Consider the following 15430-nt stretch of genomic DNA (forward strand, 5'->3'; position numbering starts at 1 on the left):
GCAAGAAGTTTATAATTAATTATGCAAGTGTGTAAATAGTGGAGGATGTAAATAACATGGATAAAATTATTGTAAAAGGCGGCAATACCCTCAAAGGGGAAGTACAAGTTGAAGGAGCAAAAAATGCGGTTTTACCTATTCTTACAGCGTCATTACTCGCAAGTAAAGGTAAAAGTGAGCTCTTAAATGTGCCCGCTTTAAGCGATGTTGAAACGATAAACAATGTCATCACCGTACTGAATGCTAAAGTTAAATATAATGAAAAAAAACAAGCAGTGACCGTTGATGCGTCAAAAGAGCTCAAAGAGGAAGCACCCTACGAGTATGTGAGTAAAATGCGTGCGAGTATTTTAGTGATGGGCCCTCTTTTAGCACGTCTTGGAAAAGCAAAAGTCGCTTTACCAGGGGGATGTGCAATTGGTTCTAGACCGATCGAACAACATTTAAAAGGATTTGAGGCACTTGGTGCTGAAATACACCAAGAAGCGGGATATATTTATGCCGAAAGTCCTCAAGGATTAATCGGTAATGATATCCATTTAGATTTCCCAAGTGTAGGTGCTACACAAAATATTGTAATGGCAGCTTCATTGGCAAAAGGACGTACTGTCATTGAAAATGTTGCGAGAGAACCAGAAATTGTTGATTTAGCAAACTATATTAACGAAATGGGCGGCGATGTTAAAGGCGCAGGTACAGACACGATTATTATTAATGGTGTGGAAACTTTAACAGGTGTCCAACATTCCATTATTCCAGACAGAATTGAAGCAGGTACATTCATGATTGCAGCAGCGATAACGAGAGGGGACGTCCTCGTAAAAGGGGCTATCCAAGAACATATGACGAGTCTTGTCTATAAATTAGAAGAAATGGGAGTAGAACTTGAATATAAAGAAGAAGGTATTCGAGTGACGGCCCCTGAAAAACTCAACCCTGTTGATATTAAAACTTTACCTCATCCTGGTTTTCCGACTGATATGCAATCACAAATGATGGCATTATTATTAACTGCGGAAGGACATAAAGTCATCACAGAGACTGTGTTCGAAAACCGTTTTATGCATGTAGGTGAGTTTAAACGTATGAACGCGAAAATTTCAGTAGAAGGACGTAGTGCTAAAATCGAAGGGAAAAGCGAGCTTCAAGGTGCACAAGTGAAGGCCACTGATTTACGTGCAGCAGCTGCATTAATTTTAGCAGGATTAGTTGCTGAGGGAGAGACTACAGTGACTGAGTTGCAACATTTAGACCGTGGATATGTTAACTTCCATGGTAAACTCAAAGATTTAGGCGCAGATATTAAACGTATTCATGCAAAAAAATAAGCCTTTAAAACTATGGCATTGGTTGCAACAATCCGTAAGTGTTCAGTTAACATTATTTATAATCGTAGCGGGTCTATGCTTTATTATTGGTTTAATGACAGGTTTTTTAATTAATCATGACAATCTATTAAATGCGTTAAATCCTAAATTTTGGGAACATTTTAAAGAAATAATTGGAGGCAGTTCATAATGGAAACTATTTTCAACTACAATGAAATCAAACAAATTATTCCACACCGTCAACCATTTTTGCTTATTGATAAAGTGGTTGAGTATGAACCTGGACAACGTTGTGTCGGAATCAAACAAGTCTCAGGCAATGAGCCTTTCTTCCAAGGGCATTTTCCAGATTATGCGGTGATGCCGGGTGTCTTAATCACAGAAGCTTTAGCGCAAACTGGTGCCGTTGCCATGCTCAATAGTGAAGAAAATAAAGGCAAACTGGCGTTATTTGCTGGTATTGATAAGTGTCGTTTTAAAAAACAAGTGGTACCAGGAGACACTTTAAAATTAGAGGTCGAAATTACAAAAATAAAAGGTCCAATAGGTAAAGGGACTGCAAAAGCAACAGTTGATGGTCAAGTGGCATGTCAATGTGAACTTACTTTTGCTTTGCAAGATCCACAATAAAAAAAGTTGAGCATCGTTTGCTCAACTTTTTTTATTCTTCATTTCGTTCGTCTTTTAAACGCGGTTTAGATTGCATCATGCGATTAAATGTTTTAATCAGCTCTTCTCCTTGAAGGCCTTCTCCAACTAATTGTTCTAATAAATTCTCGGCATAGACTTGTCTTAAAGTATAAATGTGACATTCGAAAACGATTGAAATAGTTTCTTTCAGTGGGGTAATATGCTTAATAGTTGCATCAAAAAGCGCAGGATCATTTGATGGTCTTGTAATAACGACGCGAATATCTAGTAAAGTTTCGTTTTCCATGAAAGATTGCATTTCTTCTAAATGAATATCAGAAATGACGATTTCCAAAAGCCAACCCGTCCCGCTATTTTCTTTATTAATTATGACACCATCTTTTAGTTCATACTCTGTTACAGTCCCATTTTCAGAAACGATTTGAAATCGTACCGCTTTAAATGTTTTCACTAGACGATCCCCCTAAAAAACTTTCTCAAGTTTACGAAAAATGTTTAATTAACTCCCATTATACCGTAATTCGTAAAAAATTTCTTAAAAGACCTAAAAAAATGAAGAACTCAACCCTCTCTTTTATGCTTTTTCGTGACTTGTCATTTATTTAGCTTAGCATGTAATATAAAGTCACCCAGAAGGGAGGTGCCATTAATAAATCAATTTCAAGTGACAGGGACGTTTTCAAAGCCACCCCATTATTTTGACGCATCTGAGACGCCGTTTATTACATTTTCAATTAAAGTAAAAAGGAACTATCACAGCAAAAATGACAAACCGATTTATGATTTTCTTAGTTGTAAAGCATTTGGAGCAACGGCCACGTATATACATGAAACTTGTAAAGAGGAAGACCACGTGGCGATTACAGGACAGATTCAAACGCGACGGTTTGAATATCAAGGCGAGAGACGCTATGCTACAGAACTCGTGGTCTCCCAGTTAGAAAACTTTCCATTATAGACGTTTTTTAAGAAACCCAGTAATAGCCAATCCATACCCAATTAGAATATCCACCTGTGTTTATCCCAAAATCGTTTCAACGAACAATTCCAAACAAATATCATTATGGTCTTCAATATTTCTCATTTATTTCATCTTTTATTTTACATTTACTCCCATTAAAATTGCAGTATTTACAATTGCTCCATATTTCAAAGTAGTAAGACAGATTGTCAAAAGACGAGCCTGTCTTACTGCTCAATACATAGTTTTTTAAGAGGGATATAAAAAAATCAATTGTAAAAAGAGCGTTTTTTCATCCATTTTCCAAAAAACTTACATTTTAAATCCCCTTTAAATGACGTTTGTAATATTTTTGTAACAAAAATGCCCGTTTATTTAATGTTGTTGTTACGGGACTGAAAAAGACTGGTGCTATATTATTTGTGAATATAAAAGATATCGATTCCGAATACTGGAGGATTATTAAATGAAAAAATTACTTTTAGCATCAACTACAGTTGGTTTATTAGCGGCTAGTCAATTTGCAACAAATGCAGAAGCAGCACCTCAAACTCAATCACAACTTCAAGAAGGTGTACACATCATTCAATGGGGTGACACTTTAAATAAAATTTCTGAAAAATACGATGTAACAGTTGACCAATTAAAAAAATGGAATAACTTAGAATCAGATGTTATTTATGCTGGAGATAAGTTATACGTGACTGAAGCAGCAGCGGCAGCTCATGGTTATGCAGCTTCTTCTGATTTTATCGTTCCAACTTCTAATAACAATCAAGCTTATACATCTTATAATCATTTTGCATATTCAGTTGAACCTACATCTTACAATCAATCATATACAACAGTAACACCGGCGGCATCTACTTCAAATAATACTTATACAACTTATGAAGCGCCAGTAACGCAAAGTGTTTCAAATACAAATACTACTGTAACAACAAAGACTACATCTAACTATCAAGCACCACCAACAACAAAAGCAACATCAAATTATCAAGCTCCAACAACTGCAGGTAGTGGATCAGTCTATGAACAATTTATTAATGCAGGCGGATCTGCTGCAATGTGGAATGCAATCGTACTTCCTGAATCTGGCGGAAATCCAAATATTGTAAGCCCTAACGGCTACAGAGGTTTAGGTCAAACAAAAGAAGCATGGGGTACAGGTAGCGTTGCCACTCAAACTCAAGGTATGCTTAACTATGCTAACACGCGATATGGTTCAGTAGAACGTGCGATTCAATTCCGTCAAGCTAACGGTTGGTGGTAAGAGAGATTTTATTATCACTCCAGGCATTGATGTTCACTCAGAAATTAAAGCAATTTCTGAGTGAACGTCAATGCTTTTTTTATTGCTATTCAAGTTAAGATTTGTTAATTTAAAATTAATCACATAAAAGACTACTAGGGGAGCCTTTTGGCTGAGATGAATCGAATTCAGACCCTTTGAACCTGATTGAGTTAATACTCGCGTAGGAAAGTAGCGTAGACATTGAAACCTTTTATCATGACTGGGCTACTTTATTGTAGTCTTTTTTCATTTTGAAAGGAGTTTTTTTATGTTATTTTCTGAAAGTGTAAAACAAGAAGCCTCTCCAATAATTGAAGCGATTTATCACGATGATTTTATTCAAGGAATGATAAGAGGGGATATTTCAAAAGCGGCGATTCAACATTATTTACGTGCAGATGCACGGTATTTATTTGAGTTTGCTAAAATCTATTCGCTTTTAATACCTAAAGTTACTTCAAAAAAAGAAATTCAATTTTTAACTGAACAAATCGAGTTCTCTGCTTCAGGTGAAGTAGAGGCACACCATATTCTCGCAGATTACGTAAAAGTCCCTTATAATGAAATTATTAAAGAAGGTGAGTGGTATCCTTCTGCAGATCATTATATAAAACATATGTATTTCAATGCTTATCATTATGACAATGTCGCTTATACGATTGCTGCGATGGCGCCTTGTCCGTACGTGTATCAACAAGTAGCGTTGAAAGCTTTACGTGAAGAAGATTTTGCAAACGACCATCCTTTAAAACCATGGTTTGAATTTTATGCAAAAGGAATGGATGAATTGATGCAACATATTGACCAGTGGCTCAATAAATGTGCGGACAATGCGACTGAAGAGGAAAAAAACCGATTAAAACTTAATTTTTTAGAAAGTACAGTTCATGAAAAACAATTTTTTAATATGTCTTATCATCAAGAAACTTGGGAATTTGGAGGAAGATAACATGAAATCCCTAAATATTGCTTTAACGATTGCAGGTACAGACCCTTCTGGAGGGGCAGGCGTGATGGCTGATTTAAAATCGTTTCATGCCTGTGGCGTCTATGGTATGGCTACGATTACGAGTATCGTGGCTCAAAATTCACTGGGCGTACAACATATTCATCATTTAGAACCTTCTTGGTTAGAAGAACAACTTGAAAGTGTCTATTCCGATGAACTACCTCAGGCACTAAAAACGGGAATGATTCCGACACCAGAGATGATGGACATTGTTGCACGATATGTAAAAAAACAAACGATTCCCTATGTGATTGATCCTGTAATGGTGGCTAAAAGTGGAGACTCATTAATGGAAGAGAGTGTACGACAATCATTGAAGGATGTTCTATTGCCACTAGCCGATATTGCCACACCCAATATTCCAGAGGCTGAAGAAATTACAAAGATGACGATTCAAACAGAAGCTGACATCAAGAAAGCGGGACACTTTTTCTTAAATGAAATTGGAACGAAAGGTGTTATCCTTAAAGGAGGACATCTTGAAGGCGAGGCATGCGATTATTTATTTACTAAAGAAGACATGCATACCTTCTCAAGTCCACGTTTTAATACGTTACACACCCATGGGACAGGATGTACTTTTTCAGCAGTCATCACAGCGGAACTTGCGAAAGGTAAATCTGTTTTTGACGCAGTGGCGAAAGCAAAAAAATTTATTTCACTAGCGATAAAAGAAACTCCTGAAATAGGACAAGGCCGAGGCCCGGTCAATCATTTCGCCTATCAACAAGAGAAAGGTTGGGATTAAAATGGGTCAATTAACGCAAGTGCGTCATACACAACCCCTCGTTGTATGTTATACCAATGACGTTGTAAAAAACTTTACAGCGAACGGTTTACTCAGTTTAGGTGCAAGTCCTGCAATGAGTGAAGCCCCAGAAGAAGCTAAAGACTTTTTTAAAGCCACCCAAGCGTTATTAATTAATATTGGAACTTTAACGAGACAAACGGGTGCCGACATGCTTGAAATAGCGAAACAAGCGAACGACCAAGGGGTGCCAATTGTATTTGACCCTGTAGCTGTAGGGGCGTCACAGTTCAGAAAAGATTTCTGTCGTCAGTTTTTATCACAAGTGAAAGTAGATGTGATAAAAGGAAACGGGTCTGAAATTTTAGCATTAATTGATGAAACAGCGACAATGAAAGGAACAGATAGTTCAACAGACATTGACATTGTATCAATAGCGAAACAAGCTTATGATCATTTTCAAACCGCGATTGTGCTCACAGGTGAACAAGATGTGATTGTTCAAGAGGGAAAGGTTGTCGTACTAGACAATGGTTCACAGCTCCTTACTAAAATAACAGGAGCAGGATGCTTGCTTGGAGCGGTAGTTGCATCGTTTTTATTACGTCAACGAGTGCCTAATATAGATGTTTTAATTGAAGCGGTTTCCACGTACAACATTGCAGCAGAACATGCAGAATTAAGTGAAAGCGCAATGCTTCCGGGAACTTTTCTCGTTGCATTTATAGATGCCTTACATCAAATTGACGAAGCGACGGTGCATCAAGAATTAAAAATAGAGAAGAGATGAAAACATGAAATTCCAACGTAAACAACTACAAGTATATTTTATTGCAGGGACACAAGATGTGAAAAAAGGGTCTCTTGAAGAGATATTAGAAAAAGCATTAGCAGCAGGGACTACAATGTTCCAATTTCGAGAAAAAGGGCCTTCATCGTTAAGTGGAGAAGCTAAAGAAAGAAAAGCACGTTCGCTCATGGCCTTATGTCGACAGTATCATGTCCCTTTTATTGTCAATGATGATGTTGCACTCGCTATAAAAATTGGAGCGGATGGGATTCATGTTGGACAAGATGATGCTAAAATTGAGACGTTTATTAATCAAAGCAAAGATAAAATTATAGGGTTAAGTATTAGTAATTTTAAAGAGTATGATCAGTCCGATTTAACACATGTCGATTACATTGGAGTAGGACCAGTGTATCATACGTCTTCTAAGACGGACGCCAAGCAGCCAGGTGGGGTGGAAATGATACGTCGCCTACGCGAATATGATGAAATGATTCCTATCGTAGCCATAGGTGGAATCACAGAAGAAAACGTCGCTTCTTTGAAAAAGAATGGGGCAGATGGTGTTGCGACAATTTCATCTATTACACACAGTTCAAATATTGAAAAAACTGTGTCACGATATTTAAAGTATTTCAATTAAATTCGCTTTTATTCTGGTTTATGTTTCCACACTAAGAAGATGTGTGATAAAATAACATTTATGTGAATATATCTTTAGAGGTGGAAAAATGAAGAACAAAGCGCTACTGGCGACACTACTTGGGGTCGTCCTGTTATTAGCTGGGTGTGATTATAGTAAGCCTGAAAACCGTACAGGCTTTTTCTACAACACGTTTGTTTCTCCAATGGATCATTTAATTCATTGGTTAGGTGACCATTTAAATAATAATTATGGCCTAGCAATTATCATCATCGTGTTAGTAGTACGTATTGTATTATTACCGTTCATGTTATCAAATTACAAAAACATGCACATGATGCGTGAAAAAATGAAGATTGCAAAACCTGAAATTACAGAAGCACAAGAAAAAGTAAAACGTGCGCGTACGCAAGAAGATAAAATGGCTGCGAACCAAGAGATGATGCAAGTTTACAAAAAATATGATATGAATCCAGTTGCAAGTATGTTAGGGTGTTTACCGCTTATTTTGCAAATGCCGATTATCATGGCTTTATTCTTTGTCTTAAAATATCCGACAGGTGGGGGTATCACAGAGTACTCAGACTTTTTGTGGTTCCAACTCGATAAGCCAGATATTTGGATTACGATTATCGCGGGTATTTTATATTTTATTCAAGCCTATGTCTCAAGTATGCACATGCCACCTGAGCAAAAGCAAATGTCTGTCATGATGATGATTATCTCACCAATTATGATTGTGTGGATTTCATTTAGTTCAGCAGCCGCATTAGGTTTGTACTGGTCAGTATCTGCCGCATTCTTAGTGGTTCAAACCTACGTTGCCAACGTCGTTTATGGTAAAAAAGCCAAAGCTGAAGTTGAACCAATGATTAAAAAGTTTGAACAAGAAAAGAAAGCCAGCAACAAATCAGGTAAAAATACTCAAGTAGTTTCTAAGAAAAAGAAAAAATAATTAAAATAAAGAACCGACTTTCTTCAAAATTGAAAGTCGGTTCTTTATTGTTTATTCTACCCACTCTTTAAAAAATTGGGACAAAAATTGTTTTAAAAACGTGTGGCGTTCTTGGGCTATGGCCTTTGCTTTTGGTGTGTTCATCAAATCTTTTAATTTTAACAATTTTTCATAAAAGTGTTTAATTGCAGAAGGGGGTAACGTCGTAATGTCTATATGATTCAACGCACTCTCTGACACATTACCGGTCCACATAGGTTCATTAAAGTGACCGGCAAATTGAAATGTTCTTGCTATGCCGATAGCACCTAATGCATCAAGGCGATCGGCATCTTGGACGATTTGTCCTTCAATTGTGGATAGTGTTTGTGATTTTCGAAAGCTCATATGGTCAATAATATATAAGATATGTTGTTGGTCTTGAGATGAGACTTGAATGTTGGTTAAGAAGGATAAAAGTTCTGTCCTTGCATTTGATTCTGTAAGTTTATCATCGATGGTATCGTGAAGTAAAGCGGCCATCTCAATGACAAAAATATTGGCTTCTGGATAGTCTTGAGCGATCAATTTTGCCATCGCGACGACACGACGAATATGCGCAATGTCATGACCTGTGACATCGGCTTGATGAAAATGTTCCATATAATTTTTAGCTTTAACGAGCTGTTCTTTCAAAATTTCACACCCTCTTACAATATTGGCGAGAGCAACTGGCTAATAGATTCTTTAAATTTTATCCATAAACTGCGCTCTGCATACCGTTCTTTTGTTAATTCAGTACATACTTTTAAATCTTCTTCAAAGCTCTCACGGACTTGTTTAGCAATATTTTTATCATAAACGAATGCGTTCACTTCGAAATTGAGGGCAAAACTACGATTGTCCATATTTGTGGTGCCGACACTCGTAATCTCATCATCAATAGTTAAAGTTTTTGCATGTAAAAAGCCATCTTCATAAAGATACACTTTTGCGCCCACATCTAGCAATGTTGCGGCATTTTTATATGTTGCCCAATAAACGAAGGGATGATCAGGTTTACAAGGAATCATCAAATGGACATTAACGCCACCGAGCGCGGCAATTTGTAAGGCATCAATAAAAGATTGATCAGGAACAAAATAAGGAGTCTGGATATAAATATCTTTTTTAGCCATATTAATCATTTTTAAATAGCCATACTTAATTTGCTCCCAAAATTCATCTGGACCACTTGAAGCAATTTGAACGCCGACATTTTCTGTGTTCCCTATTTCAACCTTAGGAAAGTATTTAGGCTGATTTTCAATATCATGTCTAGAAGATTGTGAATTCCAATCTAAAATAAAGCGTAGTTGAAGCGCATGAACGGCGGCGCCTTCTATTCTTAAATGGGTATCTCGCCATGGGCCAAACTTTTTAGATAATCCTAGATATTCATTGCCGACGTTAAATCCTCCAACATAACCAATTTTGCCATCGATGACGACAATTTTTCGGTGATTTCGATTATTCATACGAAAATTAATCAATGGCAATTTAGAAGGAAAAAAGGCTTCCGCAAGACCTCCTTTACGTTTGAAATCTTTTAAATCTCGTAATGACAAACTTTTAGAGCCGATATCATCATATAACATTTTGACTTCCAAACCTTCATCGAGCTTTTCTTCAAGTAAGTCAATAATACTTTTACCGAGAGTATCTTTTCGAAAAATGTAATATTGAATGTGTATATATTTTTTAGCATTCTTGATATCTTCTTTTAAACGATTAAACTTTTCGTTACCCTCGAGCAACACCTCAATATTATTTTGATTCGTATAGAAAGCCGCATTATTATACAATAAAGCACGAATCATACGTTTATATTGTTTAATATGAGGGTTATCTGGATCAAAATTATCTTTCTTAAGCGCAACTAACTGTTGGTTTACTAATTGATTTAATCCTTTTTGATCCTTTTCAGATATTTTAAATATAGATTTTCTTTGAATTTGGCGTCCGAATAATAAATATAAAATAAACCCTATAATTGGGAATAAAGATAAAACTAAAATCCACGCCCAAATTGAACCGGCACTACGACGTTCCATAAAGATAATGGTAAAAACGAAGGAAATATTTAATATAAATAATCCTAATAATACGTAATTAATCCAAACGTCGCCATCAATGACTGTGGCGTTGCTTAATTCCACCATTTTAGAACCCTCCTTATAAATACGAATTTATGCAATTATATCATTTATTTATGCATTTTAGAAAAAATTAACGCCTTGACTTATACCCTGTATAGGTATATTATGAAAGTGCAATCATTCAATGGAGGTGTAGCCATGGAAGAACATGCACATCATTCAACAGAAATTAAAAAAAATTTGACTTCACGTTTAAATCGAATTGAAGGTCAAGTGAGAGCGATTAATCGTATGATTGATGAAGATGTTTATTGTGATGATGTATTAACACAAATAAGAGCTACGCGCTCAGCCCTCAACAGTGTAGCAACAAAATTGTTAGACTATCATATGAAAGGGTGTATTACTCGAAAAATTGAAGCGGGTAAAGAAACTGAAGCTATGGAAGAGTTGTTAGTGACTTTCCAAAAATTAATGAAAGATTAGTGGGAGGCCATCATGCAAAAGAGTATAGTTTACGTAGAGGGAATTCATTCAACAGAACGTAAAGAGAGTGTGGCGCAACGTTTACATCAAATGATAGGTGTTAAGGATATAAGTATCGATACAGAGCAACAATCGATTACAATTCAATATGAGACACCTTCCAATTTAAATACGTTAGAAAAAGAAATTTACGATGCCGGTATTACGGTGATTCGTACAGAAAAAGGAGAAATGTAAAATGGCTAAACATACTATTAATGTTGAAGGAATGACATGCAACCATTGTAAAGAAGCGGTGGAATCAGCGGTTAAAGAAAATAAAGAGGTACTTTCTGTTGTGGCGACACCTGATGAAGATCATGTCATTGTAGAATTAATGGATGATGGCGCATTACATGATGTCAAACAATGTATTTATGATGCAGGTTACGAAGTAAAATAGGACAACTTGTCACTGAGTGAAGTTTTATGATAATTAGAGTACAGAGCGGGGGAGGGCGCACGTTTATATAAATAAGTGTGCTTGGCCCTCTCATTTTTAAATTTTATTATACCCCTTATGGGTATGGGAGGTCGTCTTGATGAAAGAAGAGACATACCAAATTTCTGGCATGCATTGTGCGGCTTGTGCAACACGAATTGAACGTATTTTGAACAGGGAAGAAGCTATAGAGGAAGCGACTGTGAATTTAGTCATGGAAAAGGCAACGGTTAAATATGACCCTAGTCAAATCAATCAGGAAACTATATTTCAAAAAGTATCTCAAATTGGGTTTGAAGCCCATGAAATACAAGACAATGCGTCAACTGAGCAACAAAGTCAAAAAGAATTAAAAAAACAAAAATATAAATTCCTTATTTCTGCGTTACTTGCTTTACCGTTACTTTATACTATGTTTGCCCATTTCTCATTTTTAAATTTTGTACCTGTACCGAAACTGTTGATGAATCCATGGTTTCAACTCATTCTTGCAACACCCATTCAATTTATACTAGGCGCCCAATTTTATATTGGTGCATGGCAAGCGTTAAAAAATAAAAGTGCGAACATGGATGTACTTGTGGCAATGGGAACATCAGCTGCCTACTTTTATAGTATCTATTTAATGGTGATTCATAGTGGCCATGAAGGGCATATTCCACTTTATTTTGAAACAAGTGCTGTATTAATTACGCTTATTTTGCTTGGAAAGTACTTTGAGAAACGAGCAAAAGGTCATGCGAGTGATGCGATTAAAAAATTAGCAGCATTGCAAGTAAAAGATGCCATTGTTGAACGCAACGGGGAGCAAGTTAAAATGCCCATTGAACAAGTTCGTGTAGATGATGTCATTTGTGTGAAAAGTGGCGCCTATATTCCACTTGATGCAGAAGTAATTGAAGGTTTTACAACCGTTAATGAATCTATGATTACGGGAGAAAGTATTCCTGTAGAAAAACAAACAGGAGATGCACTGATTGGGAGCACATTAAATGAAACAAACTTCATTAAAGCACGTGTCACTCATGTTGGTGAAGATCTTGTATTAAATCAAATTATAAAAGTGGTTGAAGAAGCGCAAACGAAAAAGCCACACATCCAAAGATTAGCGGACAAAATTTCAAATATTTTTGTGCCGACTGTCGTTTTAATTGCCCTTTTTGCTTTTCTGTTGTGGTTCTTTATTTTGATGCCCTTTGATTTTACACATGCATTAGAAATTTTTATTTCGGTGATTGTTATTGCATGTCCATGTGCATTAGGCTTAGCTACACCTACATCAATAATGGTAGGTTCAGGAAGAGCAGCTGAAGCAGGGATATTATTTAAATCAGCTGAAAGCCTCGAACAAACCCGTCAAATTGACACGATTGTTTTTGACAAAACAGGCACACTCACTACAGGTACGCCTGAAGTCATTGGCGTAGTCGAATTTGAAAAAGTGTCTCCAATCGAGACCTTTATAAAAAGTTTGGAAGCACAATCTGAACATCCACTTTCTAAAGCACTTGTGAATTATTTTGAAGATACGCCCTACGTGACTGTCGATGATTATGAAACACACATTGGCAATGGCATATCAGGCCATATCCAAAATAATCATATAAAAATTGGCTCGATTGCTTATTTGTCCTCAACATCTCAAGTTACAGCATCGATGAAAGCGCAACAAAACATGTGGGAATCACAGGGGGCCACAGTCATTGGTGTCGAAGTGAATCAAGCACTTGTGATGATGATAGCCTTGCGTGATGAACCTAAAGAACGCGTGAAAGAAACGATTCAACAACTAAGAAAGAAATGCGACGTAGTACTATTAAGTGGCGATAGTGAGAAGACAGTCAAAGCTATTGCGGACGAATTAGGTATCTCACATCTATATGCTGAGGTTAAACCTGAACAAAAAGCAAAAATTGTTCAAGATATCCAACAACAAGGCAAGAAAGTGATGATGGTGGGCGACGGGATTAATGATGCCCCGTCTCTAACACAAAGTGATATCGGAATTGCAATGGGTTCTGGTACTGATATTGCAATTGAATCTGCTGACGTTGCTTTAGTGCATAATCACATTTCACAAATCCCAGAAGTGTTAAAAATGAGCGAATTAACAATACGAAATATCAAACAAAACTTATTTTTTGCATTTTGTTATAACATCGTAGGGATTCCAATAGCAGCTTTAGGATTTTTAGCCCCTTGGGTGGCAGGTGCTGCGATGGCATTCAGTTCTGTATCTGTCGTATTAAACGCTTTACGACTTAAGCATATTCATAAATAAAAATGAAAAAAATTAAATTTTATGTAGTCACAAGTAGTAAAGTAGGGTATGATTAGAGAGAAGTTAGACATATGCGGGGTGATAATATGGCAAAACAGAATGAACGCATTCAAAACGTGGTCCATATGTTATCATCAATTGGGGTTAAAGTTAAAAAAACAAAATCACGATTGGATATTATGCGATCACTACCCAATGCAAAACCTGCAACAGAGAAACTGAAATAGCATTTTAATTTTACGCTATTTGTAAACACATGAGTTAATATATTAAATTGAAAACCACACACTAAGTACAAACGAAGTGTGTGGTTTTTAAATGGTAGTCTAACAAAATAGAGAGGATAGCGTGTTCCATATGCTATCCTCTCTTATTTTGATTATAAGAAGTTAAATTTGAATTATTTATATTTCGTAGAAGATTCATGGGTACTAAGCTCATCATACTTTTTAGGAGCGTGGTAACGCATACTTAAAAGAATACCAATACCTGCCATTAAGCTCCATAAAGAACTTCCGCCATAACTAATGAAAGGTAACGGAATCCCTGTAATTGGCAATAATTGAATCGTCATACCGATATTTTGAACAATATGGAATAACAATAAGCTCACATAACCTATAATAAATGATTTGTTAAATAAGTCCTCTGTTTGAGAAGCGCGCTTAAGTAGATGCATTAACAATAGTAAATAAATAACGATAAGGACGACAGCCCCAATAAATCCAAATTCTTCTCCGATTACTGAAAAAATAAAGTCTGTATGGTTTTCAGGGATATACACTTCACCTTGATTAAACCCTTTACCAATGAGTTGACCTGATCCTATTGCTTTCATAGATTCAGTTAAGTGAAAGCCATCCCCAGAACTATAAGTGTAGGGGTCGAGCCATGAATTAATACGTCCGAGTTGATACGTTTTAATCCCTGCTAAATTTTCAATGAGACTCGGTTTAAATAAAATAGATAATATCACGCTTGCAGCTAAAAAGATAAACGCCCCAAATAACGGAGTTAAAATCTTCCAAGAAACGCCGCTGACGATAATAATCCCCGCGATAATCGCCATAATAACGAGCGTTGTGCCCAAGTCATTTTGTAATAAAATGAGAAGGACAGGAAGAATTGTGACGCCAATGATTTTTAGGATTAACATAAAATCGGTTTCTATAGATTTATTAAATGTAAATCTATTATGTTGAGCAACTACCTTTGAAATGGCTAAAATAAGCACAATTTTCATGAATTCAGAAGGCTGAATACTAATTGGCCCGAAGCGGTACCAACTTTTGGCACCATTAATAATTGGAGTGATTGCTGTTTCGGGTAATAAAATTAATCCAATCAAAAGGACAATGAAAATAAAATAGATAGCAAAGGTATATTTTCGGATTTTTTTTGGTGAGACAATCATAATAAGAAACGCAAGAACAGCACCTAATATGTAATAAAAAATTTGTCTAATCCCAAAATCCATACTATATTGACCGCCGCCCATCGCAGAGTGTATCGTCATCACACTAATGACACAAAGGATAAGTATCAATGTGATGAGTTTCCAATCTAAGCGGTGTCGTAAAGATTTATGGGTATGTTGACGAGATGAAGCCATAGTAATCTCCTTTACGAAAAAATATCATATTATATCTATTATGATTGTACAGAACTTCGCACTATTTTGCGAAT

General features: G+C 36.3%; 18 protein-coding genes and 1 riboswitch. Of the genes, 14 read left to right on the plus strand and 4 right to left on the minus strand.

Annotated elements, in window-relative coordinates:
- The first annotated feature begins 56 nt into the window (after positions 1-56).
- Both murA and fabZ read left to right on the plus strand, forming a co-directional pair.
- Positions 57-1328 (plus strand): UDP-N-acetylglucosamine 1-carboxyvinyltransferase, encoded by a 1272-nt coding sequence (gene murA / locus G8Y84_RS09845; protein ID WP_037576624.1) that lies wholly within the window; start codon positions 57-59, stop codon positions 1326-1328.
- Positions 1329-1517: 189 nt separating this feature from the next.
- Positions 1518-1958 carry a 3-hydroxyacyl-ACP dehydratase FabZ gene (gene fabZ, locus G8Y84_RS09855; RefSeq protein WP_037576630.1) on the plus strand — a complete coding sequence of 147 codons (441 nt, stop codon included), beginning with the start codon at positions 1518-1520 and terminating at the stop codon, positions 1956-1958.
- Positions 1959-1989: 31 nt separating this feature from the next.
- Here the strand turns inward: fabZ and G8Y84_RS09860 are convergent, their stop codons facing one another.
- On the minus strand, positions 1990-2430 hold the full coding sequence (locus tag G8Y84_RS09860) for a YwpF-like family protein (protein ID WP_037577213.1): 441 nt from the start codon (positions 2428-2430) through the stop codon (positions 1990-1992).
- Positions 2431-2619: 189 nt separating this feature from the next.
- Between G8Y84_RS09860 and G8Y84_RS09865 the strand changes: the two genes are divergently transcribed.
- The 7 genes from G8Y84_RS09865 (at position 2620) to yidC (ending at position 8379) form a co-directional block, all read left to right on the plus strand.
- Positions 2620-2937 (plus strand): single-stranded DNA-binding protein, encoded by a 318-nt coding sequence (locus G8Y84_RS09865; RefSeq protein ID WP_105963519.1) that lies wholly within the window; start codon positions 2620-2622, stop codon positions 2935-2937.
- A 469-nt stretch (positions 2938-3406) separates the two neighbouring features.
- Complete coding sequence (locus G8Y84_RS11510) at positions 3407-4213, plus strand: LysM peptidoglycan-binding domain-containing protein (RefSeq protein ID WP_037577212.1); 807 nt, start codon at positions 3407-3409, stop codon at positions 4211-4213.
- 126 nt (positions 4214-4339) lie between these two features.
- Positions 4340-4439, plus strand: a riboswitch (TPP riboswitch).
- A 63-nt stretch (positions 4440-4502) separates the two neighbouring features.
- Positions 4503-5183 carry a thiaminase II gene (gene tenA / locus G8Y84_RS09875; RefSeq protein ID WP_105997013.1) on the plus strand — a complete coding sequence of 227 codons (681 nt, stop codon included), beginning with the start codon at positions 4503-4505 and terminating at the stop codon, positions 5181-5183.
- Between the two features lies 1 nt (position 5184).
- The gene (gene thiD, locus G8Y84_RS09880) at positions 5185-5991 is read left to right on the plus strand and encodes a bifunctional hydroxymethylpyrimidine kinase/phosphomethylpyrimidine kinase (RefSeq protein WP_037577208.1); all 807 of its coding nucleotides are present in this window, start codon (positions 5185-5187) and stop codon (positions 5989-5991) included.
- A gap of 1 nt (position 5992) precedes the next feature.
- Entirely contained in the window at positions 5993-6781 is a 789-nt protein-coding gene (gene thiM, locus G8Y84_RS09885; protein ID WP_037577207.1) for a hydroxyethylthiazole kinase, read from the plus strand.
- Positions 6782-6785: 4 nt separating this feature from the next.
- Positions 6786-7424 (plus strand): thiamine phosphate synthase, encoded by a 639-nt coding sequence (thiE, locus tag G8Y84_RS09890; protein WP_105997014.1) that lies wholly within the window; start codon positions 6786-6788, stop codon positions 7422-7424.
- An 88-nt stretch (positions 7425-7512) separates the two neighbouring features.
- Positions 7513-8379 (plus strand): membrane protein insertase YidC, encoded by an 867-nt coding sequence (yidC, locus tag G8Y84_RS09895; RefSeq protein WP_037577205.1) that lies wholly within the window; start codon positions 7513-7515, stop codon positions 8377-8379.
- 51 nt (positions 8380-8430) lie between these two features.
- Here the strand turns inward: yidC and G8Y84_RS09900 are convergent, their stop codons facing one another.
- Both G8Y84_RS09900 and cls read right to left on the minus strand, forming a co-directional pair.
- Positions 8431-9021, minus strand: a complete 591-nt coding sequence (locus G8Y84_RS09900; protein WP_103159262.1) for an HD domain-containing protein — start codon at positions 9019-9021, stop codon at positions 8431-8433.
- Positions 9022-9068: 47 nt separating this feature from the next.
- A complete protein-coding gene (gene cls / locus G8Y84_RS09905) occupies positions 9069-10559 on the minus strand; it encodes a cardiolipin synthase (protein ID WP_037577201.1) in 1491 nt (496 codons plus the stop codon).
- Between the two features lie 135 nt (positions 10560-10694).
- Here cls and csoR point away from each other — a divergent pair, with 135 nt between their 5' ends.
- The 5 genes from csoR (at position 10695) to G8Y84_RS09930 (ending at position 13971) form a co-directional block, all read left to right on the plus strand.
- On the plus strand, positions 10695-10982 hold the full coding sequence (gene csoR, locus G8Y84_RS09910) for a copper-sensing transcriptional repressor CsoR (protein WP_037577199.1): 288 nt from the start codon (positions 10695-10697) through the stop codon (positions 10980-10982).
- A gap of 12 nt (positions 10983-10994) precedes the next feature.
- Positions 10995-11219, plus strand: a complete 225-nt coding sequence (gene csoZ, locus G8Y84_RS09915) for a putative copper chaperone CsoZ (protein WP_103159258.1) — start codon at positions 10995-10997, stop codon at positions 11217-11219.
- A 1-nt stretch (position 11220) separates the two neighbouring features.
- Positions 11221-11424: a heavy-metal-associated domain-containing protein gene (locus G8Y84_RS09920; protein WP_103159259.1), complete on the plus strand. Its 204-nt coding sequence runs from the start codon at positions 11221-11223 to the stop codon at positions 11422-11424.
- Between the two features lie 139 nt (positions 11425-11563).
- Positions 11564-13744 (plus strand): heavy metal translocating P-type ATPase, encoded by a 2181-nt coding sequence (locus tag G8Y84_RS09925; RefSeq protein WP_246864365.1) that lies wholly within the window; start codon positions 11564-11566, stop codon positions 13742-13744.
- Positions 13745-13830: 86 nt separating this feature from the next.
- The gene (locus G8Y84_RS09930; protein ID WP_086375151.1) at positions 13831-13971 is read left to right on the plus strand and encodes an Lmo0850 family protein; all 141 of its coding nucleotides are present in this window, start codon (positions 13831-13833) and stop codon (positions 13969-13971) included.
- Between the two features lie 173 nt (positions 13972-14144).
- Here the strand turns inward: G8Y84_RS09930 and G8Y84_RS09935 are convergent, their stop codons facing one another.
- Positions 14145-15356: an FtsW/RodA/SpoVE family cell cycle protein gene (locus G8Y84_RS09935; RefSeq protein WP_037577191.1), complete on the minus strand. Its 1212-nt coding sequence runs from the start codon at positions 15354-15356 to the stop codon at positions 14145-14147.
- Positions 15357-15430: the final 74 nt, after the last annotated feature.

Origin of the sequence: Staphylococcus sp. 11511212, assembly GCF_011394755.1 — a bacterium.
In the GTDB taxonomy this organism is placed as follows: Bacteria; Bacillota; Bacilli; order Staphylococcales; family Staphylococcaceae; genus Staphylococcus; species Staphylococcus chromogenes.